Consider the following 25,331-nt stretch of genomic DNA (forward strand, 5'->3'; position numbering starts at 1 on the left):
GGCGTTATTTCCAGGGCTTTGCGGCCCACAGCCCTTGGACGGTTTCGAAATAGCTGTTCAGGGCCGTCGTAAACGCGTCGGCGTCCATTGGGGCCACGGCCAGCTCGCGCTCGGTGGCTTCCTTGATATAGCCCGGGTCGCTGAGCGCGCTCACGAAGGCTTCGCTGAGCTTGGCTCTGATGTCATCGGGCAGACCGGCGGGAGCGGCAAAACCGGCCAGCGACCCGATTTCGACCTCATAGCCGAGCTCCTTCATGGTGGGGACGTCCGGCGTCAAGGGCGAGCGTTCGACACCCGTCGTTGCCAGGATCTTGAGCGATCCCGAGCGGGCATCGGAATACACTTCGATCGTGGACAGCAGTGCCACCGAAACGTGGCCACCAAGCAAGGCCAGTCGCGCCGGCGCACCGCCGCTAAAGGGCACATAGTTGAGCTGCACTTCCCCCGCCGCTTCGAGCATCGAGCCCGAAAGGTAGGCGACGTTGCCGAGAGACCCAGGCAGACCGACCACGATCGGCCGCTCGGCGGCAAGTTTGACAAGATCTTCGACGGACTCGATGCCGGAGTCGTTGCTCACCACCAAGGCAATCTGGTGGTCCTAGACAGGGCGGGTAAGATGGTCGAAGATTGCCTTGAACGGGTCAAAGCCCACCAATCTGGCCTTCGTCCCCGGCCGTCGTGCGGCCTACGTCACTGAAGTACGCAGTCGGCCACTGGTTGAACTGCCCACCGAAGGCCAGCCCCTCCACCACCCGGTCCTTTAAGCACAGGCCGAACTGCTCTCATATGGGTTGGGAGAATAGGCTGGCGCTGCCTTAGCTTGTCCGCGATGCAATGTCGCGCAGTGTCGCGACATACCAGTCAGCGCGCTCGAGGAAGCGCTCGGTGGGCGCCGATATACTGAGAACCAGCTGTGCCGGCACCGGACCGAGCGGCACGGCCAGGCATGACAAGCCCAAGGCATATTCTTCCCGATCGAACGAGATATAGGTCTCGCGGATCGTCTCCAGTTGTTCCCGCAGCTCAGCACGGGTCTTGAGCGTGTTGGTCGTCAGCGGCCTAATAGGGTGCCGGGTCAGATACTCGTCGATCTCGTCGGGGGCACTCATGGCCAGCAGCAGCTTGCCGGTCGCGCGGGCATGGCCATCGCCGATCTTGCCTTCGGGCGTGGTCGAGGCGGTGATCGCGGCGCTGCCGCGACGGGAGGCGAACACCACAACCTCGCCATCCAGCCATCCCCCGACGTAGGCCGTCTCGCCCGTTACGCGCGCAGCCTCGTTGGCGTAGTCCACCAGGAAGTCCTTGGACGACAACTGCTGGCGGAAGGCGTGGGCAATCGGCGCAGCTGCCAGACCCAGTACATAGGAACCGGCCGTGGCCTTGCGCAGCATGCCGACGGCAATAAGGGTATGAATGAGGTGGTAGACCACCTGTCGGGGAATCGCGAGTATTTCGCTCAGCCGCTTGGCGGCTATGCCCTGGGGTCCCGCATTGGCGACCGCGATGAGCAGATGGCAGGTGCGGGCGGCGGTCTGTACCCTTGGCTTATCGACCTTCTCGGCCACGGCCACGTCATCTGACACGTTTCATCGCTCCAGCGTTTTGGTTACCGCCAGCCCGTGCTACGACGCGGGCAAGGCACGTTTCAAGCTTCCTGTTAGTACCTTAAACACCATCTACGTGATTTGTGCACTAGCTCTCACGCAGGTGTTGCCGATCAAACGGCCCCTGCCGAAACGGGCGCCGGCAGGACCGGCGCCGCTCGAACTTAAAGGGGGTAGTTGCCGCGCGTTGTGCCAGCTCAATACCGAGATCGCAAGCCTCCGCTGCGGCCGTCGCGTAGGCTGAGAATACCGCCCTGCCCCTGCCTTCGCCTCCCGGCCGGATGCGCTTGCGGTGTTCGCCCGATTTGAAGACCGGCGAAGACACCTGCCCGATAAGCAGCGGCACGGGAATGGGCCATCTGAACTGTTGGGCGAGCAGCACGTCGGCAAGCCAGAACCCCAAAAGTTCGGCATCGGGGCGGGCCCGATAGACGGCGGCAGCCATCTCGGCCGCCAGCACCGGCGCCGGCCGCGCTGACACCGCCATATCCTCCGCATTGGCCAACACCTCAGTGAGGGCATCGTCCCACTGCAGGCCAAAATGCTGTTCGACGACCGGACGCACCAACTCTTGGTCACACCCGGTGGTGCGGATGGCCAATCGGCGCCAGGCCATCAGGACGTGCCCCGCAGGGCCAGGGTCGTCACCGGCGCCGCGCAAATAGTGGGTGTCGCGCAGGGCGGATTCATCCTCGCGCCGACCGGTCAAATTCACCGCAGCTGCAGCGTTTTGCAGCGCCAGCCGCTGGCGCCAAACACCGGCCCAGGGAAAATCCTGGCGCACCAGATTATCCAGCGAATTCAAGGCCGAACCGGCAGCGTAAGCCGCATCGGCATCGTGCAACACCACACCACGCGGTCGCGCCCATACCGGCACTTTCGGCACCAGCGGAGGATCAACAGGCAGCAAATCAGTGCGCGCTTTCATCCCGGGATGGCTAACACGCCACGGCGCTTATCGCCATAGAATGCACTATTATGCGCCTGGCCCGTCGGCAAATTATAATGACCGATAATCTTGCATTATCATCTGTTGCTCACTTTCGGGCTCATCAAGCACAAGGTAAGTTAGTGTCAGTCACGGCTGCGCAAAGCCATCCACAAGTTTGGAGTTTGGTCATCACAGAAGAGTTAGCACATCCCGCTATGCAATCGGCTTTGCGATTCGCTGGAATAGAAGGGGCGCGTGCAGAAGACTGCCTCGCGGTTCTCCAGTTTCGTGCGCCCCCTGAAGGGCCCTACCCTAAATGCACGTTCAATCTCCGTGGAAGCATACCGATAGTTATCCTCTACTTGCTTCCTGACTGGATGGAAGATGTGCACGCGCGTGGCCTCCACAACCTTCCAATCCCGCCTAGAGGAATCCGAACTGTAATGGTGCTTCACGCCGGCGATCACCTTGCACTAGGTACAATCAAAGTTTCACCTGCAGTTTGGACAAACGGGAGAGTCCGGCATGAAGGCTGGCTCGCATGGGATGAAGATTATTGGAAAGGGGAGGTAACTAGGTACTGTACGGCATCCACCATGCAGAGAGCTATCAATGGCCTGGCCAAATGGCCCGCCGCGACTGGAAACGACGACATTGATATCTTGGAAAAGTTTGCCTGAAGTATTTGGCCGCTCGCGACGTCGATGTCGGGTGACTCGTCCCGTTCCGTCGATACGAACCGCTCGAACATCAGGTCGATCTCACAAGGCACCCCTAGTTGGAAAAAGTTCGTCGCCGGCCTTCGCTTCAATGGTTTTGAAATCACAAGGTCAGAAAGCGAATCCGATACGCCTGACTGGAACGCGTTCTGTCAACAGGCGTGAAAGTGACACGGTAACACTAACCCGAATGTTGCCGACCGACCCTGGTGTGGACTTCAGAGAGGCTTAAAGCGAAATTGAAAGTCTGTTGGATCGTCACGGCTTTGCTGTTGCCAAGGGGCATTTGAGGATGGCGTTATCCGCTTTCCAACTTGGGGACTGGTCATCGAACCGGGAGCTTGGAAATTCTACTGAGGCTACCTTAACGACATTGCCGACCGTTGGGCTTCTCTGGATCCGGCGACAGCAAAGCTAAAAGGGATTTCCTTGGCCAAGGTGTGCTCCCCCCATTCTTGTTCTCGGAATACAACGAATAGGATGCCGGCAAGACCCAGTATGTCCAGGTTCTGATGATGCATCCTCACGGGGGGCATCCCGGGTTGTCAGAGGAGGAAGATGCAACGTTTCGGCTACCCACGCCTCACCGCCGGCGTCATTTGGATGGCACAGGGCAACGTAGTCAGCGATGAAGGCCCGCTGTTGGTTCCGACGCCTTGGTGCTGGCACAAACCCTTGCCGATGAACAGGGCAAGGATACGGTTTACATCACGCTTTAGCCAGATACCTTCGAGTGGTTGCCGACATGGGGAAAGCTCGACTGATGTGCGGACGCTTCACCAACGAAATTACCTGGGCCGAGCTGCATGCGCTCTATAGCCTGAGCGACGAGCTGTTCCCCATAGGCCGCCGTCGAACATGCAGCCGAAATTCAACATCGCCCGAGACCTTAGATAGCTCACCGCCATTCCGGGACGCCTTCAAGACCCGCCGTTGCCTTATCCCCACCGATACCCACTTTGAGTGGACGACATCGCCCGTGGATGGCAAGAAGGACCCTTGGCCCCTGCACCTGCCGGAGCATCGCGGCTTCAGCTTCGCCGGCCTGTGGGCCCATAACGACAATCTGGATGTCACCAGCTGCACCATCATCACGGCGCCGGCGGTGGAGAATATCGAGCACATCCACGGTCGGATGCCGGTCATTTTGGAGGAGAGCGCTTACGACGCTTGGCTGTCAGGCGAGGCTCAAGGTACCGAAGCCAAGCGGTTGCTGTTAAACAACCATCTCGACAGCCAGCTGGAGTTCTTCCGGGTCGGCCGCGAGGTGAACAATAGCCGGTACGAAGGCACCAATACCAAGAAGCCGATCATCAACGCGCTTTGACTAAACCCACGGACGACATCGCTAACTTGATGACCCGCTTAAATAAAGGCCCGCCTGCAGCCCAACCCGATCGGCGGTTCGGAGCCGCCCGTCCGGTCTATGCCTTAAACGTGGATGAGCCCGACGATCGATCCATCGTCTTGATCATCCGGACTTCCGCCGACGGATTTATCCGGGCAACAATCGTTACGCCGCAGTGGCATGAACTTGAAGAAGGCTGGGACGGCCCCCATACAATGGACGTGGCTGTTCCGTTGGCGGACAGCTATGCCGAAGCGTTCGGTTACCATGCCATCGCTATCGATATTGAGAGCTCGCAGATGTGGCAGCCGGAATGGGGCGATCTGATCTTAGAACGGAATGTCTTGTGACATAATGTCATCCCAAGTCCGGCTCTTAGATTTTGCGTCGGCCAGGCGTTCCTTTGTTCGGGGGTCATCCGCCAAGATAGCGTCAATCTCTTTGGCGATGTCCTCAGCCTTGCGGTCTCGACGAGGCAGTGCCTGATGCTTGCCGATAAAGCCGGTCGGATCTTCGCCCATCTTCAGAGAGATTGCCTTAATCCCCCGGCCAACGGCGAAACCGACTTCCTGCTGACACCAGAAGCTTTGTGAAAAGCCAACAGTGTGCATCGCGAGAAACCCGTCCATGGTGTGCAGACCACGTTCGATCTCGGTCTGCCACTCTAGTGTCGGTGTGATGTCTTCATGCGCCACGAACCCGGCAATCTTATAGGGTGCCAGGCATTCTTTCAGCCTCGTCGCCTTCAGTTTGTCTTTGGAGATGTGGCTGATGAACAGCTTGAAATGAGCGGTATCTTTCCAGTTCCGTGGAGGCTGGATGATGCCACTGGCACCTGCTACCGGCATGTCCAATTCAGCAGCAACCCGGAGCACCACGTCGTCGCGAATGCCGGTGAGCGCAGCTTTCGAATACACCCACTTACTATTGGAGTTCACGGCCCCGGGTGGGTCGATTTCGAATTCGGCAAGAAAAGCGTCAATTTCTTGGTAGCTGTACCTGGCCTGAAGTTCTCGACCGATCTTATCGATCAATGCCATCTTCTCTGAAACGCGCAATGTGCACCTCGATACTGTTGGACTGCTCCACCCCTACGCCTGTTGTTTGAAGGCGGGCAAGGATGCTGTGGCAGTAATCCACGGGCATGCACAGGCAATCTGTTCCCCTTGCGTTCACCTGCACTCAGGCAACTCGTCCCACCGCGTTGTGAACCGGGAACTCCTCAGCTCGAACTTCGTCGTAAAAGTCTGGCCCTTCGCCGGGCCGCCCATAGTTGCAGCCGGCACCACAGTTGCTCGTCCCCATCGCCGGTTCGCCTCGTCCATGGCTGCCATGACTTTGGCCGCCTTTTCATGGTCCAGGTTATTGAACAGGGCGCGCTGCGGGATCGGTGGCGGCACTAGGTCCTGGATGATGATGCCGGCCTTGGAATATCGGAAGCCCGATTGCCACAGGGCATCGACTACATGTCTGGCAGCCTTGATCAGGGTCAGGCTGTCGTTGGTGGCCTCGGGGATATCGACGGTCATCGATACGGACCGCTGGGGCTCGCCATCGTTGAACCGACTGGTGTGCATGAAGACGGTGACATGATCGGTAGCGAGGTTATGCCGGCGCAGCTTCTCCCCCAAGCGGGTGGCATATCCGGCGACGGCTTGCTCCATCTCAATCTTCGTGGTGACCCGCTGCCCGAACGAGCGGGTGACGGCACAACCCTTCCGCTGCGGCGCCACGGTTTCGAGAGCGATGCAGGGCCGGCCATTCAGTTCATGCACGATCTTCTCGCCGACGACGGTCATCAGCTGCCTTGCGAGCTTCTGGTCCATGTCCCGCACCTGGCCGGCAAACTGGATCCCGAGTGCCAGCAGTTTGGCCTGCGATGCTCGACCGATGCCCCAGACCTCCCCGATTGGGAAGTCTGCCATCACCCTGGCTTGCTCGACAGGATCGCTCAGATCCAGCACGCCGCCGGGCAACGTCTTTGCCGCCTTGTTCGCCAGTTTCGCCAATGTCTTCGTGGGCCCAATACCGACGCAGGTGGGGATGCCGGTCCACTGCCGGGTGGTCGCACGCAGGTCCGATGCCCAGACCGTCCTGTCGTTCACCGGCAGCCGGGTGACGTCTATGAAGCTCTCGTCGATCGAATAGATCTCCACATCCGGGGAGAAGGTGTCGTAGATCGAATTCATGCGCCGGCTCATGTCGCCGTACAGGGCATAGTTCGAGCTGAACACGGCAACCTTGTTGTCCCGGCACAGGTCCCGGATCTGAAACATGGGCTGGCCCATCTTGATCCCCAGCGCCTTCGCTTCAGAAGTCCTTGCCACTGCACACCCGTCGTTGTTGGACAGGACGATTACGGGACGCTTTTCAAGCTTGGCGTCAAATACCCGCTCGCAGCTGCAGTAAAACGAGTTGCCGTCGATCAGGGCCAGCGCCGGCGAGCGGTCGGTCATTTCTTAAGGTCGCGGATTGTGGTCGTCACGACGCCCCAAACGGACACCTCCATGCCCTCGGTAATCAGGTACGGCGGCAGCGAAGCGTTCTCGTTGTGCAGGATCATGACGCCACCGCGGCGTTTGAGCCGCTTCAAAGTGGGCTCGTTGTCTATAATGGCCAAGACGATGTCACGGTGCTTCGGGGTAACGGATTTGTCGACGAGTACAACGTCGCCTGGGAAGATCTTCACGTCGATCATGCAGTCGCCGACAACTCGCCACATGTAAGTCGCAACCGGATTGGCGACTAGCACCTGGTTCAAATCGATCATCTTTTCGATAAAGTCGTCGGCCGGGCTTGGGAAGCCGGCATGGACGGACTGGCCGACCAGGGGGATCTTCATCTGGATTAGGGTCGATAACGGGACCGGCATGCCACCTGGAGCCATGACAACTCGACTGATCCGCATAGCTCGACTCCTCGGCGCCAGGATTACCAAGGCTCGGTTATAGGCATGAACGAAACAGGAACGGTAGATCCGTTTATAGGTGTGTCCATCACTTTTGGGGTTGCGGTCAGCTTGCTGGTAGCTTCCAGCATAAGATCTTTTTAGCGGTATCGAGACCTTGTTCCGCATCAAGAGACAGCTCTCTGGTGACAGCGCAGGGGTTCAGGGAGTGAACATCGCACCAGATCACTCCGCTGCGATGCACCGGCCAATGCCAAATGTGATCTTGAGCTCATCGATCGTTTGGACCGCTTTCGCCGCTTCCCATTCTTTCTTCACTTCGTCCACGCCGATGATATCGCGATCAGGATGCCATGAATGTAGCCAGACGATCAGCCGGCCTTCGATATCTTCACCTGCCAAATGGCCGGCATAGAGCTCTTCAACCGTGATGTTCTCTTCGTCGGGCAGGAAAGAGTGAATATCGGCAACGTAGGTCCGTACGGCAGCATCGGCTTTCGCCTGCTGACGAGCTTCCTTGGCAGCCACGAGTTCGGTGGCAATGCGATCTGGCTTGCGACGAGCACCGATGACGCGCTCTCTGACAAGAGGCTTCACCTTGATCGTGTGGATAGCAACACCAACAAGGTCGGCCAGCGACTGCACCACGGATGCAGGATCGGTATGCCAGCCAGCAACGCGACCCGTTTTGCGGCTGCCATCAGGCATTGCGTACCGGACTTCGTATAAGGTCTGCATCATCCGGCTTTGAAATGCCTTGTCTGTCGGCAGTATATCCTTGAACCAACCGATCAGATCCTTGCCGCCGAGCAGCTTTTGAGTCCACGGCAGCTGGTCTGTGAGGCCGGGCAGCAATGCGCCATTGCAGCGCTTGAGCATTGACCAGACAGCAGCGTCTTGAAGGGTGTCATTCAGGGCTACAACGTCATCGACGATGAATCCAGTTGGCATGCATTTGGTCATGCAAATCCAAGTCGGTGCATCCCCCAAACGGTACACGGGGCGCAGGCGACCAACGAACTGGCGCTGTTCCTCCTCACGCCATTGCTCCTCGAGTTCTTTGCCCCAGGCGCTGGGCATTTCTGGCACTTCGACGCCGTAATCTTCACCCGTGCGCATCTGCAGTAGGCGCTCTTTTTTGACGCGGAAAACTGGTTGTTTATCGACCGTGAACCCGGTGCCCAGCTTGTCGTGTGGCCACTCAGGAGTTTCGTCATCGTATGCCAAGGCGGCAGCATAGCCGTCGATGATGTGCACTGGCTGCTCGCTGCGACCAATCGAAAGGGCGGCGACGTAATCCTTGGCGAAATCGAGGCCACGCAAAGCGCCAAAATGAACCACTTCGACGTTCTGTGGTGCGGTCCAGTCGGCCGCGAAAATCACCTGCCTGACGGCCATTGCCATCCCGACCAAGACCATGCCGAAAGAATAGGACACAGCGACTTTGTTAATCAGGGCCCGGGCTCTGATCACATTGTGCTTGCAGATCGCGATCTGATCAGCGGATGCCCCTTCACGGGGAATGAAAGAGCTATTGCTAAAGGCGCTATCGACCATCGCGACTGTCCGCACGTGGAGCGGTGCCTCGACGTCATGGCGGACGATCTCGCGGCTGAAAACTTTGGCCATGATTTTAGGTGACGCCGACGCATCCAGTAGCATCATGGGAGCAGCTGCCCAGTTGGGCTCAGAGCGCCAGGACACGCGAACGAAGGGTACGTTTACACCGTCGATGGTGAGGTGCACGATCTGTAGGCGCATTTCGCGATCGCCACGGGCACGCTTCGTCGGCAGGGGCTCGTGCTTATCCATTACCAACGCGACAACGCGCTCCTTTACGGTTCGCCAGAAAAGGGTTTCTTCAGCCAAATTTGTGCCGGTCTCGCGTGCGGTCAGCTGAGTGATTTCATCCGCAGTAAGGTCCGGGCGAACTGACTTTTCGTCCCGATGGTTTCTGTCGCAAGTCTTGATCGCTGCGTCCAAATAGTCGGAACCATGCTTGTCAGCGGCGAGGTCGGCAGCCGGGCAGCGACCGGACTTCATAGCGGCAACAGCGACCTTGCGAGCCATTTCAAATCCGTGATGGACTTCCTCGGCTTTTACCTCCGCTATTTTTTCCGCTTTGGTCAGCCAGGGCGGATTGCGAGGAACATCCAGACCCGACATTGGCATGCGCAGCTGGTGCAGGACGCGGTACGTGATCGACTCATCGATGAAGACGGCACGAACGTTCTTGATGACCTTTGGGACGCCCTGTGTGGTCAGATAGGCATGGGGGATCAGGATGATGTCGGCCGTCTCGGCTTCCTTCATTTGCTTCCAGTATTCGCAGGTGTTGTCAGCCTTGAACGGGCACAGAACGGTTTCGAATTTCTCGTCATCGTCGGTGTCGATTTCGCGAGCATCGTCAGCGTCCTCGATGTTTTGACCGTAGAGGGCTTCCTTGATGTCCTTAGGGACGCGAGCCTCACACAAACGAGCTGAGGACATCCCACGAGAATTCAGGGCTTGAACCTCGCCGATACGCTGGCATTTATTGTAGCCTTTGCCGCGGATGACGACGACTTTCACGCCGTTGGCTTTCAGCTTAGCTTCTATTTCATCGATCGAAAGCTCAGGATTGGGAACGGTCATGCCAGAGCGTTCGGCCGTCCGCTTCGCTTCCTCAATATTTTCGCCAGTGGGGGCTGCAAGAATGACTGGCCCGAGGTCGACGCTGCCGACACGACGTGGGTTCAATTTGCACCATGCGCCGATTTTACGGATCGCGGTTGTGGTCTTGCCTGCACCCGTGGGGGCGCCAAGGATATGCAGTGGGAGTAGCTGCACCAGTCCGATCTCCAGACCCGATGCACCAGCTTCGACGACAACCTTATCACCTGTGTTTTCGCGCTCAAGGACTTCCGCCAGCATCGTATCCAGAGCCACCTCGATTTGGACAGCAACCCGGGCGTGGATGGCTTCCCTATCGGCGACGCTCTCAACCAAAGCACGGCACTGCTTGTCGAGCGCAATGTCTTCCTTGCTCTTCTCACGGACGATGATGTTGGCGATCTTGGAGCGGCCACCCAGTTCCGGAACAATGCCACCAGATTCAGGCAGCCAATCCAGCGAGCCATCGGCAGGCCGAGCGACTGCAGGGATATGCTGGGCACAAGGACGGCTGCCGTTATCAAGCACCCGGTAGGGCACCATTCCGTCGTGATACTTGCCTGTTGCAGCATGGCAGTTCATTGATGCAACCCATTTCGAACGAGCAGCAGAGAATTTTGGCTTGCACTCGTAGACTGCAGGGCGGTTCTTGACCTGCCCCTCGAAGCACTTGTTAGTGACGTAGGCGATGTAGGTATCGCGGACAGCTGCAGCGTCCTGATCATTCATCAGCAAGTGGGCATTGGCAGCACAAAATGACCAAGCCATGTGAGCCGCAAAGGGCTCGCGACCATCAGTGACGATGCCATTCTCATCTACGGTCCAGATGCCTGTGCTGACCTTTGGCTGCCAGACACGTTGATCGTCGGCACGCTCAAAGCTGGTGACCTCATTGACCGGTGCACCGAACGGCGACGAGCTGGATGACCCCGACTGCTTGAAGCGGCGCAATTCGTACAGGCGCTCGAAGAACACCTTGAGCTTCTTTGGATCGATCAGGGGTGTTTCTTCTGGCCCAGCAATCGCGGGATGCTTTGTACCCAGCGCCCAGGAGATTGCGTTGCCACGCTTGCCGCGGCCATAGGCTGTCCAGTTGTGGCCGTAGGACAGGAATTCCACGGCGTTCCTGGGCACCATGCGAGCCTTGCCGTCGCGGATTTCTTCGACTTGATCCAATTTGCCGTCAGCATCGAACAGCTCAAAGCTCATGGTGGACGTGGCTTTGAGATCCTCTGGCGACATGTGGAAGATGATCTGGCGCTTGGGCCATGTATTAACGCGAACAAATTCGCTCTTGCCCAGCACTTCGTCAGCCAGGGCATGGACTTGCTCAACGAGTTCTTGGTCGCGGATATCAAAGTCAAGGGTGCAGGTGCATCCATGCAGGCCGTTCGTCATCGCCAAGTTGAACTCAGCATACGTGCCATCAAGCTCGTACCACATTTCAAAAGCAGAGCGCTGGCGATCGCGGAAAGTCGAAGGTTTAGTAACAACCCGCTTCAATTTTCCCTTGTTGCGATCCTGAGAAACGGAGTGCTCGGCATAGACTCCAGGTTTGCGATCCATGGTCTCCATCAAAGGATTCCAACCGAGCGCCCATGCACGCCCACCAAACCGGCGATAGATCTTCAGGACCTTCGATTTCGGATCGATCTCGTAATCCGCTGAGGCAGCAACATTAAGGGGGTGCTCCATCCAAAGCTTGAGCGCCTCTTCCTTCTGTATATCGAGTTCGATCAGTTGCCGGGCCGACATCCAAGCGCCAGACGCCAGCGCATTGACGCGCATCTGCTCAGCTGATGGCAACTTGCGTGTGATTGTGCCCGTCCATTCCTGAGCGGGTTCGGGGGACTGCTTCGACCGGCTTAAACGGTCGAGGGATTTCAAGGCCATTTAGGATTTCTTTCCGCAAACTTGGTGTCGAGCGCTGCAAACGCTTGTCTGTAAAGATGCGACCGACAGGATCATGTGTCAAGGGATGGAATCTAATAGATCCTCTTTTTGATCAAGCATCTAACTGAACGGTGTTCAGAACCCCTGAATAGCGGTAGTCATAAGTCAAAGATAGTTTTGCTATTAATTGTGCAGTCACATGCAAAACCCCCTTAGGGGGAAGGATCGCCGCAACTAACCTTCAACTTTCGAACGATTGCTGTCGCTTTTTTCAAGAATTGACCGTTTTTGGATGCAACCGTCTATACGAGGTTTCAAAGACTAGGATTATAATCCTACCTAGATGGATTCTTTTTCAAGTACAAAATTGCCGACACCGCTGAAGCCCCGCCAATTCGTCAGCCAGATCGAGATCGATGCTCGAGACACTATGCTCGAGGCCGTCCGTAAGACCGTCATTACGAAAATGCTCACGTCTGACAGCATCATCGTCAACGTCAGGCCGATGAGCGCCAAGATGTTCGAACGTCTTCGCCGCGGAGACTCGGAGTTCCACAACTGGAGCCTTCGCGGCGCATTCAGCCTGGCTGAAGCCGTAAGGATTAAAGCGACAGTTCTGGTCCTGCAGTGAATGAACCAGCCCCAGCACCGCATTCCTGACCATGCTGTGCGCCGGTACACCAGTCGAGATTGCCAGACTGGTTGCCTCGCACGGCATGGATGCTGCGATCGAGCGATGGCCACATATAGGCGAGCGGACCTTCTAAGGACTGCGCCAAAGGCCGCAAGATGTTGGCCAAGCCATGAACGATATCGATGCCTATGGCGACGACTTCATCATCCAGGACCTGGATCCATCAGTCTCAGCTGACATAGAGCACCAGTCCCGGATCGAATTCGGGGTTACCGTTGTGCCTGGGCGTCAGGTATCCACGGGGATTGCAGACGACCCAAGTGTCTCCGATCATGTAATCATATGACTGATGAACATGGCCATGAAGCCACGCGTTCGGTCGATAGCGCATGATCGTCGATGTCAGATCAGAGCCGAAACTACCGTCCATGACATCGGGCTGCTGTGGATTGCGCAACGATTTCGGATGTGGCGCATGGTGCGTCACAACTACGGTCGGGCCATCGAATGGCACCTGCAGCACGTTCTCGATCGCAGTCAGTTGACGTTGGTGCTCACGTCGCAGATCCCGGGCAGAAATCCGCTTCAGGCCGATGTCGATGGCAGCCCGATCCGGCATTTGCTGATTGAACCAGTATCCCGCCTTCATGATGTCGCCGGCGATAGCGAAATCCGTCCACAGAGTTGCGCCGACGAACCTGGTGCCAGCGATCACTGCCGTTTGACCCGAGTGCAGCACATAAAGTCCGTATTCTGCAAAGTCGCTAAGGCTGCCGTTTCGCTGTTGCATCTCGAAATTGTCGATATCCCGGCCATAAAAATCATGGTTTCCCGGCACAAAGATAACCGGCAGCCGGGTGCTTTCCTGCCACCTGGCGACGGTTTCGATCGACATGACAACGTCTTCAGAAACGTCGCCAGCCACCACCAGGACCTTAGCGCCATGGGGCACTGGCGGCAGCTGGAAAGTGGAGGTTTCCATATGAAGATCGGAGATAAGCCAGATGCTCGTCATGCGGTTTTCTCCGCCGGTGCATGGGCATCACAAGCAGTCACAAGCCAGCCGCGACCTCTGATCCTTCCGGGGGCGCCGCAGGTCTCGCAGACGTACTCACTGAGGCGCTCGTATGTTTCAACGATAGCTTCGGCGACGGCATTATCACTGCCGTGGTAGGCCCGAAGGCCTGCGTATTTGGATTTGATGTCATCGAATTTCGGACGGTGGTTATCTTCGAAACTCCACAGCCGATCAGCCATGCCAACAATCAAATCGAACCAGCCGTCAGAAACATCCAACGATCCGGCACGATCGAACATCGGCGAAAACGATCGTTTCACCGCCATGCGCCAACCGTTCGGCACCGGCTTCAACTCACCGGTTGTTTTGTCTCGACGTCGCGATCGAACGCTGACCATTCTTCCGATGGCGGATAACATCATTTTTGACGGCGGATCTGAAATCGCTGATCGATATCTGATGACGGACCATTTGCGGTCCCGATGCCAATCGACGGCAGCGATCTCGATTGTTTCGGGTTCGAGGCGATCGTGCTTGAAGCCGATCTGTGTGAACCCTTTGAAATCCGACAGAGCAGCCAAAGCCACTTGGCCTGGTCCATTAATTGCGGTCTCAGACATCGCAGTGGCCCATGCCCCAAACCGAACTACAAATGTCCAAACCGATATCGATCAGGACATCTTCGATCAGCAAAATTGGTCCGTAGAGGTTCAACGCGATCCAAAGCCGGCGGAAGCCTTCAGCAGACGGGGTATCAATCAGCTCCGCAGCCTGGGCTTTAATTTCGTCGGACGGGTGCTGCGTGGAAAGATGGCGGATACGAAACTCGAGACGACTGCGCAGAGCCGCGGCACGACTGATCATGATAGACCTCGGAATTGGGAAAGGTGTCCCGGCCATTGGCCAGGACTGAAGGGTCAGGCGGACGGCATGTGCTCATCACGGATGTCGATCATCGTCTCGACGATGCGCCGCAATCGACGGAGACTGCCGCCACGCCAGTATTTTCCGATCAGATAGATTTCATCCGGATCAAGCTCGGGAAGCCATCGCCGATCAAGATCCCGTTCCGTTGCGATGTCGTCCAGAATCGCCCTGGTGACTTCCCCGACATGGCGCCACTGCGGCTCAGGCATGCGGACGATCCTGCAGCGATCCTTGAGCGGCGCCGGAATTGCGTCGATATCGTTCGCTGTGAGGATCCAGTTGACGTGTGAACAATCGACGATGGCTTCCAAGGATGGATCGCGGAAAACAGCAGCGTTCCCAGCGTCCAGGAAGTTAAGCAGGACGTCCTGTAAACTTCCGTTATGGCTGCCCCTGGTAGCTTTGTCGGCTTCATCGATGATGATCAGCGGGTTAGCAACCTGGAATTGCAGCAAGATCTGGCAGACCACTGAGGGGTTTGTGTTTGCCCAATTGCTGCTGCTGCCACCGAACATACCATCTGAAACGCCGGCAGCTGGGAAAACCACATGCGGCAACGAGAGCTCCTTGCAGAGGTCCCGAGCCAAGCTGGTCTTTCCTGATCCATGCGGCCCGACAAGGATCGTCGGCTTGAATTTCACCACTTCTCGCGATGCCAGATCACGCAGGAACAAGTCGATGACGGGCAGCCGATAAGAGCCCCTAGCCGACATAGCCTTTCTGTGATCACCAGGATTTCCACGCAGCACGTAAGGGACAGGCGACATCAATCGTTGGTAAGGCTTGGCATGCGCCATCCTATCCTTCGGACCTGCAGGAACAGCCAGATACTTGATCAGGGTGGCGGTTGGACCAGTCAGCAACGCATGCAGGTCATCGTCAATCGGCGCTGGCTTGGAGAGCGATCCAATGCTTTCCGCACGATCTTCTACGACAGCAGCAATCGTGTCGGCGTGCTCTGCGTAAATTTCCGCAAAGAGCGTATCGATAGCACGGGTATCTGATGGGAGATCGGCAGCAGGCCGCAACGGGCGAGTGGGCTTCATGATCATCATCTCCGATGCGCCCAGGTTCGCATGAACCTTGAACAGCAACTTTAGATTGGATCGTGGTGCCTATAGATGTCGGAATGAAATGGCAAGCGGAACAGGATGGATACGTTAACCGAACCTTACTCGAGGTGCCGGCCCATCACTTCAAAGTAAATTTGGGCGATATAGCTGCCTATCACTTCAGGATGGGCGTTGGTCTTTTCCCACTCGGACACCAGCGCATAAACGGATCCGAGCGGGTTCACGGCGTCCATAATTTCCCACTGTTCCCGCAAAAACTCCCAGGCTCGATCGGGCGGGGAGATGTCGCCAGCAATCCAACGTTGCGCTACACGAGGAGTGACTTCGAGGGCTCGGGCCAGGCGACCAGACGTGCCAACGGGAAAAACCTCCGCAACAAGCTGCCGGAAATCGGCGGGTGGCTGGATAGACATGCGGAAGCTCCGAGGACAACGAATCGTCCTCGGACAATTGCTGATCGCTGGTGATGTGACCAGTGCCGTCATGCAGGCATAGTTTCCATAAGTGGGGGGCGTTCAGGGCTAGTTGGAAAGTTCTTAGCGTCATACCTGCCGCCGGACTGTTGTCGAATAAATCGGAAAAAGGCACGCGCTGCTTCGTTGAACTCATCGTGTGCATCCGACACAATGCCGTGGACGTGCTGCCCAGCAGGGTGCCGATTTTCCGGAGTAAGTGGTCCTCGGTAAAAGGGCAGATACCAGTTCTTTGCAGAGGGGGTCTCGTAGCCCCACTCTGCAGCCGCTGCGAAATAGACCTCTCTGGCATCAAGCGTGGTGATCAGCAGTTCGTCGAATTTTGTTACCAGCTCGACGACACGACCGCGGTAACGCTTCCAGAGCTGACAATGAGTGGTGTGACCAAGCAGGCGCCGCTGATGCCAACCATCCATTTCAGCGAGCATCTCTGCACGGATAGGAGCGGTTTCCCGCTTCCATTGCGTCGGCCCGATCAGGCGCTGCATAGAGTTGAGACTACGCCCCATGGGAGCCACCAGCGACCATGTTCGACAAAGGGGAATCGAGCATATCGAAGACTCGTTTCTGAGCTACTGCGGATGACCGATAGCCGTTCTCTGAAACCGTCCCCATGCCTTCGACGATCAGCACTGTTTTCCAGCCCTTCAGCGTACGCACCACGGCAGCCGCCAGCACGACCTTGCCTTTGTATTCGCCGGTAACGTTGACCTTCTCGCGCTCAAGGACCTTGTTCATGGCCCCATCGCCACTTCGAGCTTGGCCTGATTGGATGGTACGGCATGCAAGCGATGCTGAACGCTTGGCACTGGACGGCCAAGTTGACGGGCGATGCTGCTAGTACCGTGCCCGGCCTGGCGCAGGGCAATGATCTGAGCATCCTGTTCTAGCGTGAATGTCTTGGCTGGATGCACCGCAGTGCAGTTCGGCGATACGGCACCATTCTTCTGGCAATACTCCAGCACGCTCGCCTGGTGCATGCCGATCTTTTTCGCGATGCGAGGATATGTCCAGCCGCGTTCACGCAGCTCGCATGCTTCGATAATCTGCTTCTCGGAATATTTGTTCATTGATCAGCTTTCATGCCGAGGCGGCGAGGCAGGATTGCCTTGGCCGCTGACAAGATAAATACAGCAACTTCAGCAAACATCAAGCCGTAGTTCTTATCGCCAAATTTTTTGGCATTAAGAATATAAAGCAAGCGGATTGAATTTCATACTTCCTATGACGCGACGTCTTGACATCCGAAAGGTGTCATACTATCTATGACGTATTGGTCAAGGCAATTTCTGCCTGTCCGACAGGCCAGGAGGCCGATTGCGATGACAGACACACCCAAAGAAACTTTTACCTTCACGGTCAATCGCCAGGAACGCGATGTGATCCTTGGTTCGCTGCACGTTTATGCCCACCTCGATAAGATGATTGAGGTTGCTAAGCGTCACGATGAAGACGACCTTTTGGGCCATTTTTTCAATGCCGTCGACGTCGCCAACGCAAGCGATGATGCATTCGAATTCAATGGCGTCCCACTCGCGGCCTACCTCTCGACATATGAAGAGGCAATGAAAATCGCTGACTTCATCGGCGGCTTTGATGTCGATACCGAAGTGCTGGCTGGCATGGCTGACCCGGCGCGTTTCCGATCGCTCCCCAAGCTTTGGCGGCATCTATCGCCGAACTGGATTCCTGGTTCACCAAGGGCGATGGCCTCCTGTCCGAAGTCAAAAATGAAGTCTCGTTCGGCGAAAGCATCCTGTGTGTGCTTCACGAACTCAAACGCCTCAAGGCAGCAGCATGACACCAGAAGACCGCCGCACGCTGATCATCTCGGTCGGCATGACACTATACGGAGAGCGCTACGGCGCTCCCCTCGCTCGCGGCCTAAAAGTGGATCAGTCGCTCATTGTTCGCATCGTCAATCGTGAACGCAATGCGACTGATCTGCTGATGCTGCAGCTTGCTGATCTTCTCGCTCGTGAGTGGAAGCAGCGCCTTGAAGAAATGAATTTGATTGAGCGCTTGGTAAAGCAGGTAACCGGCCACTCGCTGGAAGAACACCTTGACCAGCTCGCTCATACCTCAACACCGGATACGGAAGATCAGGGAGATAACTCGTGAACCACATCCCTTTGAAGAACATGAATGCCGCGCAATTGAAGTCACGCATGGATGAGTTGTGCGATCAATCCGAAGCCTTAGAGTCGCAGATTTATGCTGCTCGAGAGGCTTCTGATGCGCACTCCGAGATCAAAGCCACAGCCATTCGTGAGATGAACGCGCTCAATGCAACGCTGCGCAAAATCACCCAAACCGTTCGCATGGGTGGTGAGCCTGAGCAGCCCTTCTCAGAGGTGTTTGACCAGCACCAGGCGCTGTTTGCACGTTATGAGCAGCTCGCCCAAGTGCAGGAGCAGCACTACCTTAAACTGCGAGAACTCTACGATCAGACGGCATCGGTCGGCCGCAAGGTAGAGAACGTCCGTCAGTTTCTGCGGGTCCATGAACGTCAACTCGAAAATCAGAGAGACCATGATGCCGCATAAAATCAGCAAGACCTTCGACCAGGCTTACGACCACACCTGCTGCACGTACACGACCACTGACGCCTTCGATGTGCTGGCCCAGGCCGGAGCGCATGAAGACTTCGTTGTTCGTTTCAGCTACATGGAACAGCGCCCAAAGGGCGTGATCAAGCTCGCATTTCAAGGCGACAAAGTCGTGCGTGTTGATGACGACAGAGCCGAGTTCGAATGGGCAGTGACGTACCTGATTGACCAGCCAAATCAAAAGGTGACGGTTGAAGTTGAACAAGCGCTGCTTTGCTATGTCACCACCGACCACACGGCGATCGGCCCGGGCATGGGCTTCATCCGTGAAGATGAGGTGGCATAACGGTATTCGAGCCGATCTCCAACGACAGGCATCTGGGCGATCCTTACGGGTCGCCCTTTTTCTATTCGGCAGCCTCAAGCATTTCGATATCGGTATTACGATATCGGGCAGCCTCGATTGCAGCTTTGATCTGTTCGACTGGTTCCAGCACTGCCAAGGCGCTCTCGATATCGGTTTCGATCGCCGACACCCATTTCCTCATGATCGGCCATTTGGCATGCGTCCCGTCATGAAGGCTGTAATGCCGCCCAGTCACGTCGGTCCGTTGCCCGCCCTCGCTGTGGTCCAGGATGACCTTGGTCTCGCTGCGAAGGAATCCGAGCACGCTCTCGCCATAGGTCCCGAACACAGACCTGATGTGATGAGGGGATGAATCGACGCCGGGCAGATAGGCCATGGTGTGCGTCAAAGTGCTGGCGTTCAAATGGCTAACATCACCGCCTTTGCGACGCGGCCGGAACGCAGGGAACAAATACGGCGATCGCTTTCCAGCTTTTTTAAATTTGATCGCCTTCTGGACGCACTCCCAAGCTGCAGGCGGCAACGGGATAACATGGGCCTCGCCGTCGTTGCGTTTACGATCGTCGGCATAGACATACCAAAGCCCCTCACTGCCATCAGCAGTTGCGCGGAAATCGAGTTCATGGGCGCTAACGATCGCCCGGCGCCGCTGGCATGACCAGACCGTCAGTTCGATAGCACAGGCGATCTGTGGATCAACAGCACCGCAGCGCGCAACGGCAATGATGCGACCCAGGTCCTCGAGCGTTGGATCCTCCACCATGCGCTTTGACGCTCGACGAGTGCGAGGTGGCGCTTTCAATCCTTTCATCATGCCTGGCTGGACACCGCTGTCGCCTGTCTGAGTGTCTTCCCCCAGCCACGACCAAAACGCTCCAACGATGCGGACCAAGGATTCGGCAGTGCTTTCGCGGCCGCTCGCATGGACGCCGGCGATCAGCTTGGCCATTTCAATCCTGCTGATGCTGGCAATAGGGCGGACATCCAAAGCCTTCAAATCCATTGACTGCAGCTTCTGGCGATAGTCGGCCAACGTGCCAGCGGATTTAGAGGCCTTCACGCCTTCAAGGTATTTGTGGCGGGCTCGGGCGAAGCTCCATCGCACGGCATGCCGGCTGTCAGCATGGCCAGTGTCGGGTTGCTCTACCTTCCCCTTCTTGATCAGCCGCCGCTGCAACCACTTCTCATCAGGAATGCCGACACCGCTTTTCCAGAATGTCTGAGCTTCGCCGGCGAGGTCTCGAGCTTCCTGAATGGTCAGGAGATCCACGGCACCCATCGGCAGCCGGAACGACTTCGATTTGAACTGGAACCGGTACTGCCAAACGACACCGGCAGGACCGATTCGAAGGATCAGACCAGTCGCCTTTGTATCTCGCACTTCTTCACGAGTGATCGGCTTGCCATCCCTGATGACTTCTTTGCCCTCAGCCATTGCCTTGGCGTCGGCTTTTGCCTTGACGATCGTCGTGTTCGTGATGGTCGTTTGCATGCTGGGACTGCCTACGTCGATTGGGACGGCCTTGGGACGGCCTTACCAAGAGCATCCAGATTCACACCGCGCAATGCCGATCTGAGGTTTTCCTTAATGTGGAAAGGAAGTTATCTTGAGATAGCTTCCGTTTCCTTATACGCAAACCACACTGACAAGCCTCGACCCCATTATTTGTAATCAGGGGGTCGCGGGTTCGAACCCTGCTGCCGGCACCAATAAAACACCATGAATTAAGTGCCTCACGGGCACCCGAGACCCAAATTTCTGCTAGGGCACAGCTGCCGATTCTAGGGCAGCCTCCACCCGGACGCAACGGGGATCTTCATGGCAAATGGATATAAATCCAATTCATCAACGCTACCGTGCGATGCCGAAACAGCCGATCTTGACGCATCGGTGCTTGAGCGAGAAGCCTTCGTTCCTTTCGGACCCAACCTTCAGAGCATAGATGAAGCCCAAAAGGATATGGAAGCATTCCTTCCGCAAGCGAGTGGCAGAAAAAGCCACGCAGTTCTTACAATATTCCCTATGGGGAGGTTGGCGCGGCCCGGGCGCTCATAAAATCGCCCCTCGACTAGCAAGTCTAAAACCGGGGCAGGATTTCAACTTCAAAAGCGACCCAGCTTCCGTTGATACTATCGCAGATCTCATCCAATTATACGTATCTTCCGGATACTACAAATCACTGGCGAGCGCATCGAAAAGCTCATACCATTTGTACCTCAGGCAAATACTGGAGAAATTTGGCTCCTTGCCGCTTCAGGCGTTTGACGAGCGTGGTGCTCGATCCCTCATACGCCAGTGGCGGGACAACGAGCTCGCCTCACGCCCCAGGAGTGCTGATGCCGCCATTGCGATTCTGCGCCTACTTCTGAACTTCGCTGTCGATGAAGAATATCTGTACCGCAACCCGGCGGCTGATTTGGGTTGCATCCACACCAAGACGCGGCGAGATATCATTTGGACCGACGCCCAGATTGCGACCTTCCTCAGCAAAGCTCCCAGGCACTTGGCGCGAGTTCTATTGTTGGCGATCTGGACTGGTCAGAGGCAAGCCGACCTTATCAACCTGAAATGGGGTTCTTATGACGGGAGATATATCATGCTTCAGCCGAAGAAATCCTACCGAGGAACACCAGCTCGCCGGGTCAAGGTTCTGGTTTCCAAGGAACTGCGTCAAATCCTGACAGAAATAAACCTGGAGCAGATAGCTCGGGCCGCAGATCCAAATCCGAAGAAACGACGCCCCCAGCCAGACTACGTCCTGACAAACTCCCGCGGCATCCCCTGGTCGCTTGAGGGTTTCAAGGGAGCTTGGCGTAAGGCTGTCTCTCGGTCAGGCCTGTCCGGCATAACCTTTCATGATCTGCGTGGAACGTTTATCACTTTGGCGCACCGCGCTGGGGCGTCGATCGTGGAAATCGCGGAGGCAACTGGTCACGACGAAAAGGAATGTGAACGGATCATCCGCAAGCATTACCTCGCGACAGGAGCAGAGCCAGTGGTGATGAAATTGGAGGCCGTGAGGCAATTTGCCCCTAGAAACTGGCTGAACGCGAGAGCCCAAGACCTCGCGCCAAACGACCGGACCACCGGACCACGATTCCCACGAATGACGACACGGTTTGAGAAATTATGTGCACCGGGACAGGCTCATTTTGAGACGTAACGATATTCCTACCCCACAAATACATTTCGTCACCAACGGCACGCCGGAGGCCGACGCCGCCGGCGCCCGGCTGCGGCGGCGCTATGGCGATCATGCCATCACCGCCGCCGATATCGTGGTGGCCCTGGGCGGCGACGGGCTGATGCTGCAGACGCTGCACCGGGTCATGCATACCGGCGTGCCGGTCTATGGCATGAATTTCGGCTCGGTCGGGTTCATGATGAACAGCTTCTCCGAAGATGACCTGGTGGGGCGTCTCGCCTCGGTGCAGCGCACCCAGATCTTTCCGCTGTCGATGCAGGTGCTCGATACCACCGGCCATACCCAGACGGCGCTGGCGCTCAATGAAGTTTCGCTGTTCCGCTCCAGCTATCAGGCCGCCAAGATCCAGATCATCATCGATGGCGAAACCCGGCTCGAAGAGTTGGTCTGCGATGGCGTGCTGCTGGCCACCCCGGCCGGCTCGACCGCCTATAATCTATCGGCGCATGGTCCCATTCTGCCTATTGAGGCGCCGCTACTGGCGCTGACCCCGATTTCGCCCTTCCGCCCGCGACGCTGGCGCGGCGCCATTCTGTCCAATCGGGCCGTGGTGCGGCTGATCACCCGTGAGGCCGTCAAACGCCCGGTCAATGCCGTGGCCGACAATGTCGAATTCCAGAACGTGCTTGAAGTCACCATTCAGGAAGACCGCACCCATGGCGTCACCCTGCTGTTCGATCCGGGCACCAGCCTCGAAGAACGCGTATTGAGCGAGCAGTTCCGCTTCTAGACAGACACAGTGCGGTGCCGGCGCGATCGCGCAGTTGAAACCTCTGACCACGGTCTGATCTGCTGCGGGTTTTGAGGACACCGAGTTAAGGTGTTTTTGGAACTGGAGAGTTTTGATGGAGAGACGCAAGTTCAGCCGGGAGTTCAAGCTCGAGGCTGTTAAGCTGGTCAGAGAACGGGGCGTTGCTGTGGTGCAGGCGGCCCGCGATCTGGACCTGCATGTGAACGTGTTGCGCAAATGGGTGCGCGAGCAGTCTGCCGATCCGCAGCAGGCATTCCCCGGTCATGGGCAGATGAAGCCTGAGCAGCTCGAGATCGAGAAGCTGCGCCGCGAGGTCGCCAAGCTCAAGGCGGAGCGCGACATCCTAAAAAACGATCACGGGCCTTGGCCCGTCTGTGCGCGGTAGAAACTGGGTATGCTACCGTGGTCGCCGGAGGGGAGTTGCCGACTGCTTATTGGAGGCGTTCGACCCCGTTAAAAAACGTGGCACATGTGTCTCGCGATCCATTTACGGCGCAGCCCTCAATGACAAGAACTGGTGCCGCGGCCTTGATGGGCAAGCGAACGCCGAAATGGAGTGGCATGAGTGCCGCGAGGACTCACGTCGCTTTCCGCCGCTCGATCTGGCGGGTCACTAGTGGGAGGCAGCAAATGGCAATCTCACTTCGGAAATATCTCCGGCTGTGGCTCCGGAGAATGAAGTATCTGGACGAAGGCGAATCTATACAAAGATGGCAGGCCGATCCGTTCTCCCACCCTGAGATCCAGCGCATGACGCGGGCACAACTTGCCGACCTTCCTGTATGCCGGCCGGCCAGGGAAGACAGGTAGCTCGCCTGCTGGCGCAGTAGCAGCCGCTGGCGGCGTGATCTATGGTCGTCTTAGCGATCTTTAAGCCCCCGGTGGAAACGCCGGGGCTTTCCCCTCAAAAATCCACCATTCCCACCCGCTCCAAAATGCTCCGACAGACCCTAGGTACGACACAGATGCGACATACAGGGCTCAAAGCCCCGGATTGCCTGGGGTTTTGACGGAATCATAATACGTGTGTCCCCTGCGGCAAATCTGGGTTCTGGCGTTTCTTTGGCCATCGAGACAAGTCGGGCCGTTTATACAAAGTGCGATACTGAATGTGTTGCCGACTTTAGAAGCCCTTAAAAAGTATGGACTCTCGGTCCTTTCTTCAAGAAATTCGATTCCCATTGCCGGTCCAATTGCCGGCACGAGCTAAGCCCTCGAGAAAATCCCACTCGACTGCCTGAACGATGTCATTGAGTCGGCGGATATCGACGGGCCGCGGCTCTTTCTTGGTGCCATAGCCTTTGGTGGCGCCGGTCTCGGCATGACCGAGCAGCTGCTTTTTTTCATCTTCCGTGGCGCCGACGCTCGCCGTCGCATCCTTGAAACTATGCCGAAACGAATAGAGGGTTTTCTGCGGATCGCTGATCTTGAGTTCGCTGCGGGCAAAGTCGGCCCAGAACGAGGAGACCTGCTGCGACACCGCATCAATGTCGCCATGTTTGTCCGCCACCGGCCGCCACAGGGTGCTCCAGCCCCCGGCTCTGGCCGCCTCGACAAGTTCGTTAAAGCCGAGATCGATGAGCTCCTGGCGGATCGGCAGCCAGCGCCGTCTTGCCACGGTTTTGGTATGGCGCCCGCCGCTGGTGGTGACAACAAAACACAGAATATCGGTGCCGGGATAGCTGCGGATCGTGTCCGGGCCCAATTGCAGGATTTCACTGGAAATCATGCCGTGCAAACAGGAGATCAGGGGCAGCCAGAACGGCAGCCCGTCCAGGGCGGTGGCCGACGTCGGGATCTGGCGCTTCGTGAACAGCGGATGGCCGAAGATCGTGTGCAGGTCCGAATTGGAATAGGGTTCGCGGGCATCTTCACCGTCCGGCACCGTCAGGCGAATATCGCCGCGGATCGCCCCATCAATCCAGCCCTTGTTGGCCGCGGTCTTCACCAGGGTAGTGATGTAGCCGGTGCGCTTATTGACTGAAGCGGTGGCGTAGCGGCCGCTGTCATACATCTGGTCGCGAAACGATATGATATGCCGGCGCTGCACCAGACCGACATCGCTGACCCCGGCCAGCGCCTGGAACAGGCCAATGGTCTTATCCATATCGTCCAATTGTTTGCCGGTCGCCGGCTTATTGGTTCGGATCCGCTCGGCAGCATAAGCGGCCCGGCAATCGGCCAGGGATTTGCCGGAGGCGGCCTGTCGGGCGTTGGCCGAGCCCATAATCCGGGCCACCTGCGCATCAGTGCTGCTGGCGATCTCGGCCTGCCACGG

At 57.1% G+C, this 25,331-nt stretch carries 28 protein-coding genes and 1 pseudogene; 9 read left to right on the top strand and 20 right to left on the bottom strand.

What is annotated here, in order from left to right:
• Positions 1-4: 4 nt before the first annotated feature.
• The 4 genes from ACX3OW_RS18950 to ACX3OW_RS18965 all read right to left on the bottom strand — a co-directional run bounded on the left by ACX3OW_RS18950 (position 5) and on the right by ACX3OW_RS18965 (position 3,361).
• Entirely contained in the window at positions 5-580 is a 576-nt protein-coding gene (locus ACX3OW_RS18950; RefSeq protein WP_459097383.1) for a tripartite tricarboxylate transporter substrate-binding protein, read from the bottom strand.
• A 235-nt stretch (positions 581-815) separates the two neighbouring features.
• Positions 816-1,583: an IclR family transcriptional regulator gene (locus tag ACX3OW_RS18955; RefSeq protein ID WP_459097348.1), complete on the bottom strand. Its 768-nt coding sequence runs from the start codon at positions 1,581-1,583 to the stop codon at positions 816-818.
• A gap of 109 nt (positions 1,584-1,692) precedes the next feature.
• A complete protein-coding gene (locus tag ACX3OW_RS18960) occupies positions 1,693-2,532 on the bottom strand; it encodes a DUF1403 family protein (RefSeq protein ID WP_459097349.1) in 840 nt (279 codons plus the stop codon).
• Positions 2,533-3,088: 556 nt separating this feature from the next.
• Positions 3,089-3,361 (bottom strand): hypothetical protein, encoded by a 273-nt coding sequence (locus tag ACX3OW_RS18965; protein WP_459097350.1) that lies wholly within the window; start codon positions 3,359-3,361, stop codon positions 3,089-3,091.
• Between the two features lie 626 nt (positions 3,362-3,987).
• On the opposite strand from ACX3OW_RS18965, the gene ACX3OW_RS18970 reads away from it, so the two are divergent.
• Both ACX3OW_RS18970 and ACX3OW_RS18975 read left to right on the top strand, forming a co-directional pair.
• Entirely contained in the window at positions 3,988-4,581 is a 594-nt protein-coding gene (locus ACX3OW_RS18970) for an SOS response-associated peptidase (RefSeq protein WP_459097351.1), read from the top strand.
• Complete coding sequence (locus ACX3OW_RS18975) at positions 4,578-4,952, top strand: hypothetical protein (RefSeq protein WP_459097352.1); 375 nt, start codon at positions 4,578-4,580, stop codon at positions 4,950-4,952. The genes ACX3OW_RS18970 and ACX3OW_RS18975 overlap by 4 nt, the downstream gene beginning before the upstream one ends.
• On the opposite strand, the gene ACX3OW_RS18980 is transcribed toward ACX3OW_RS18975, so the two are convergent.
• The 4 genes from ACX3OW_RS18980 to ACX3OW_RS18995 form a co-directional block, all read right to left on the bottom strand.
• On the bottom strand, positions 4,932-5,636 hold the full coding sequence (locus ACX3OW_RS18980; RefSeq protein WP_459097353.1) for a TIR domain-containing protein: 705 nt from the start codon (positions 5,634-5,636) through the stop codon (positions 4,932-4,934). The two genes, ACX3OW_RS18975 and ACX3OW_RS18980, sit on opposite strands and share 21 nt — an antisense overlap.
• Before the next feature lie 138 nt (positions 5,637-5,774).
• Positions 5,775-7,058, bottom strand: coding sequence for a Y-family DNA polymerase (locus ACX3OW_RS18985; protein WP_459097354.1), 1,284 nt, complete (start codon positions 7,056-7,058; stop codon positions 5,775-5,777).
• Positions 7,055-7,510: a LexA family protein gene (locus ACX3OW_RS18990; protein ID WP_459097355.1), complete on the bottom strand. Its 456-nt coding sequence runs from the start codon at positions 7,508-7,510 to the stop codon at positions 7,055-7,057. The genes ACX3OW_RS18985 and ACX3OW_RS18990 overlap by 4 nt, the downstream gene beginning before the upstream one ends.
• A gap of 225 nt (positions 7,511-7,735) precedes the next feature.
• Positions 7,736-12,055: a hypothetical protein gene (locus ACX3OW_RS18995; protein WP_459097356.1), complete on the bottom strand. Its 4,320-nt coding sequence runs from the start codon at positions 12,053-12,055 to the stop codon at positions 7,736-7,738.
• Positions 12,056-12,398: 343 nt separating this feature from the next.
• On the opposite strand from ACX3OW_RS18995, the gene ACX3OW_RS19000 reads away from it, so the two are divergent.
• Positions 12,399-12,686 carry a hypothetical protein gene (locus tag ACX3OW_RS19000; protein WP_459097357.1) on the top strand — a complete coding sequence of 96 codons (288 nt, stop codon included), beginning with the start codon at positions 12,399-12,401 and terminating at the stop codon, positions 12,684-12,686.
• Positions 12,687-12,918: 232 nt separating this feature from the next.
• Here ACX3OW_RS19000 and ACX3OW_RS19005 read toward each other — a convergent pair whose 3' ends face one another.
• The 10 genes from ACX3OW_RS19005 to ACX3OW_RS19050 form a co-directional block, all read right to left on the bottom strand.
• Complete coding sequence (locus ACX3OW_RS19005) at positions 12,919-13,704, bottom strand: metallophosphoesterase (RefSeq protein WP_459097358.1); 786 nt, start codon at positions 13,702-13,704, stop codon at positions 12,919-12,921.
• Entirely contained in the window at positions 13,701-14,327 is a 627-nt protein-coding gene (locus ACX3OW_RS19010; protein ID WP_459097359.1) for a hypothetical protein, read from the bottom strand. Before ACX3OW_RS19010 ends, ACX3OW_RS19005 begins: the two co-directional genes overlap by 4 nt.
• Positions 14,320-14,571 (bottom strand): hypothetical protein, encoded by a 252-nt coding sequence (locus ACX3OW_RS19015; protein ID WP_459097360.1) that lies wholly within the window; start codon positions 14,569-14,571, stop codon positions 14,320-14,322. The genes ACX3OW_RS19010 and ACX3OW_RS19015 overlap by 8 nt, the downstream gene beginning before the upstream one ends.
• A 53-nt stretch (positions 14,572-14,624) precedes the next feature.
• Entirely contained in the window at positions 14,625-15,728 is a 1,104-nt protein-coding gene (locus ACX3OW_RS19020; RefSeq protein ID WP_459097361.1) for an AAA family ATPase, read from the bottom strand.
• A gap of 77 nt (positions 15,729-15,805) precedes the next feature.
• Positions 15,806-16,120, bottom strand: coding sequence for a hypothetical protein (locus tag ACX3OW_RS19025; protein WP_459097362.1), 315 nt, complete (start codon positions 16,118-16,120; stop codon positions 15,806-15,808).
• Positions 16,121-16,188: 68 nt separating this feature from the next.
• Positions 16,189-16,668 carry a hypothetical protein gene (locus ACX3OW_RS19030; RefSeq protein ID WP_459097363.1) on the bottom strand — a complete coding sequence of 160 codons (480 nt, stop codon included), beginning with the start codon at positions 16,666-16,668 and terminating at the stop codon, positions 16,189-16,191.
• Between the two features lie 10 nt (positions 16,669-16,678).
• On the bottom strand, positions 16,679-16,918 hold the full coding sequence (locus tag ACX3OW_RS19035) for a hypothetical protein (RefSeq protein ID WP_459097364.1): 240 nt from the start codon (positions 16,916-16,918) through the stop codon (positions 16,679-16,681).
• Positions 16,915-17,250, bottom strand: coding sequence for a terminase gpP N-terminus-related DNA-binding protein (locus tag ACX3OW_RS19040; RefSeq protein WP_459097365.1), 336 nt, complete (start codon positions 17,248-17,250; stop codon positions 16,915-16,917). Before ACX3OW_RS19040 ends, ACX3OW_RS19035 begins: the two co-directional genes overlap by 4 nt.
• Complete coding sequence (locus ACX3OW_RS19045) at positions 17,247-17,381, bottom strand: hypothetical protein (protein WP_459097366.1); 135 nt, start codon at positions 17,379-17,381, stop codon at positions 17,247-17,249. The genes ACX3OW_RS19040 and ACX3OW_RS19045 overlap by 4 nt, the downstream gene beginning before the upstream one ends.
• Before the next feature lie 76 nt (positions 17,382-17,457).
• A complete protein-coding gene (locus ACX3OW_RS19050; RefSeq protein WP_459097367.1) occupies positions 17,458-17,850 on the bottom strand; it encodes a hypothetical protein in 393 nt (130 codons plus the stop codon).
• 127 nt (positions 17,851-17,977) lie between these two features.
• Here ACX3OW_RS19050 and ACX3OW_RS19055 point away from each other — a divergent pair, with 127 nt between their 5' ends.
• The 3 genes from ACX3OW_RS19055 to ACX3OW_RS19065 are packed head-to-tail and all read left to right on the top strand — an operon-like array spanning position 17,978 to position 19,075.
• The gene (locus ACX3OW_RS19055; RefSeq protein WP_459097368.1) at positions 17,978-18,301 is read left to right on the top strand and encodes a hypothetical protein; all 324 of its coding nucleotides are present in this window, start codon (positions 17,978-17,980) and stop codon (positions 18,299-18,301) included.
• The gene (locus ACX3OW_RS19060; protein ID WP_459097369.1) at positions 18,298-18,726 is read left to right on the top strand and encodes a hypothetical protein; all 429 of its coding nucleotides are present in this window, start codon (positions 18,298-18,300) and stop codon (positions 18,724-18,726) included. Before ACX3OW_RS19055 ends, ACX3OW_RS19060 begins: the two co-directional genes overlap by 4 nt.
• Positions 18,713-19,075, top strand: a complete 363-nt coding sequence (locus ACX3OW_RS19065) for a hypothetical protein (protein WP_459097370.1) — start codon at positions 18,713-18,715, stop codon at positions 19,073-19,075. The genes ACX3OW_RS19060 and ACX3OW_RS19065 overlap by 14 nt, the downstream gene beginning before the upstream one ends.
• Before the next feature lie 61 nt (positions 19,076-19,136).
• On the opposite strand, the gene ACX3OW_RS19070 is transcribed toward ACX3OW_RS19065, so the two are convergent.
• A complete protein-coding gene (locus ACX3OW_RS19070; protein ID WP_459097371.1) occupies positions 19,137-20,588 on the bottom strand; it encodes a tyrosine-type recombinase/integrase in 1,452 nt (483 codons plus the stop codon).
• A gap of 451 nt (positions 20,589-21,039) precedes the next feature.
• Between ACX3OW_RS19070 and ACX3OW_RS19075 the strand changes: the two genes are divergently transcribed.
• The 3 genes and pseudogenes from ACX3OW_RS19075 to ACX3OW_RS19085 form a co-directional block, all read left to right on the top strand.
• Positions 21,040-22,260: a tyrosine-type recombinase/integrase gene (locus ACX3OW_RS19075; RefSeq protein WP_459097372.1), complete on the top strand. Its 1,221-nt coding sequence runs from the start codon at positions 21,040-21,042 to the stop codon at positions 22,258-22,260.
• On the top strand, positions 22,250-23,032 hold the full coding sequence (locus tag ACX3OW_RS19080) for an NAD kinase (RefSeq protein WP_459097373.1): 783 nt from the start codon (positions 22,250-22,252) through the stop codon (positions 23,030-23,032). Before ACX3OW_RS19075 ends, ACX3OW_RS19080 begins: the two co-directional genes overlap by 11 nt.
• A gap of 115 nt (positions 23,033-23,147) precedes the next feature.
• Positions 23,148-23,402 (top strand): annotated as a pseudogene (locus tag ACX3OW_RS19085) (transposase); the annotation flags it as partial.
• A gap of 813 nt (positions 23,403-24,215) precedes the next feature.
• On the opposite strand, the gene ACX3OW_RS19090 reads toward ACX3OW_RS19085, so the two are convergent.
• On the bottom strand, positions 24,216-25,331 hold a 1,116-nt coding region (locus tag ACX3OW_RS19090; RefSeq protein WP_459097374.1), incomplete at its 5' end, for a site-specific integrase.

It is taken from the genome of Devosia sp. A449, from assembly GCF_054489375.1.

Bases quoted from the DNA above. Each gene is read 5' to 3' on its own strand.
- ACX3OW_RS19030 (WP_459097363.1), bottom strand. From the start codon at position 16,668: ATGCAGCGCCTGATCGGGCCGACGCAATGGAAGCGGGAAACCGCTCCT.
- ACX3OW_RS18990 (WP_459097355.1), bottom strand. From the start codon at position 7,510: ATGCGGATCAGTCGAGTTGTCATGGCTCCAGGTGGCATGCCGGTCCCG.
- ACX3OW_RS19055 (WP_459097368.1), top strand. From the start codon at position 17,978: ATGACACCAGAAGACCGCCGCACGCTGATCATCTCGGTCGGCATGACA.
- ACX3OW_RS18960 (WP_459097349.1), bottom strand. From the start codon at position 2,532: ATGAAAGCGCGCACTGATTTGCTGCCTGTTGATCCTCCGCTGGTGCCG.
- ACX3OW_RS19015 (WP_459097360.1), bottom strand. From the start codon at position 14,571: ATGATCAGTCGTGCCGCGGCTCTGCGCAGTCGTCTCGAGTTTCGTATC.
- ACX3OW_RS19025 (WP_459097362.1), bottom strand. From the start codon at position 16,120: ATGTCTATCCAGCCACCCGCCGATTTCCGGCAGCTTGTTGCGGAGGTT.
- ACX3OW_RS19065 (WP_459097370.1), top strand. From the start codon at position 18,713: ATGATGCCGCATAAAATCAGCAAGACCTTCGACCAGGCTTACGACCAC.
- ACX3OW_RS19005 (WP_459097358.1), bottom strand. From the start codon at position 13,704: ATGACGAGCATCTGGCTTATCTCCGATCTTCATATGGAAACCTCCACT.
- ACX3OW_RS18985 (WP_459097354.1), bottom strand. From the start codon at position 7,058: ATGACCGACCGCTCGCCGGCGCTGGCCCTGATCGACGGCAACTCGTTT.
- ACX3OW_RS19050 (WP_459097367.1), bottom strand. From the start codon at position 17,850: ATGCCGCCAAAGCTTGGGGAGCGATCGGAAACGCGCCGGGTCAGCCAT.
- ACX3OW_RS19010 (WP_459097359.1), bottom strand. From the start codon at position 14,327: ATGTCTGAGACCGCAATTAATGGACCAGGCCAAGTGGCTTTGGCTGCT.
- ACX3OW_RS18995 (WP_459097356.1), bottom strand. From the start codon at position 12,055: ATGGCCTTGAAATCCCTCGACCGTTTAAGCCGGTCGAAGCAGTCCCCC.
- ACX3OW_RS19070 (WP_459097371.1), bottom strand. From the start codon at position 20,588: ATGCAAACGACCATCACGAACACGACGATCGTCAAGGCAAAAGCCGAC.
- ACX3OW_RS19075 (WP_459097372.1), top strand. From the start codon at position 21,040: ATGAAGCCCAAAAGGATATGGAAGCATTCCTTCCGCAAGCGAGTGGCA.
- ACX3OW_RS19035 (WP_459097364.1), bottom strand. From the start codon at position 16,918: ATGAACAAGGTCCTTGAGCGCGAGAAGGTCAACGTTACCGGCGAATAC.
- ACX3OW_RS19000 (WP_459097357.1), top strand. From the start codon at position 12,399: ATGGATTCTTTTTCAAGTACAAAATTGCCGACACCGCTGAAGCCCCGC.
- ACX3OW_RS19040 (WP_459097365.1), bottom strand. From the start codon at position 17,250: ATGAACAAATATTCCGAGAAGCAGATTATCGAAGCATGCGAGCTGCGT.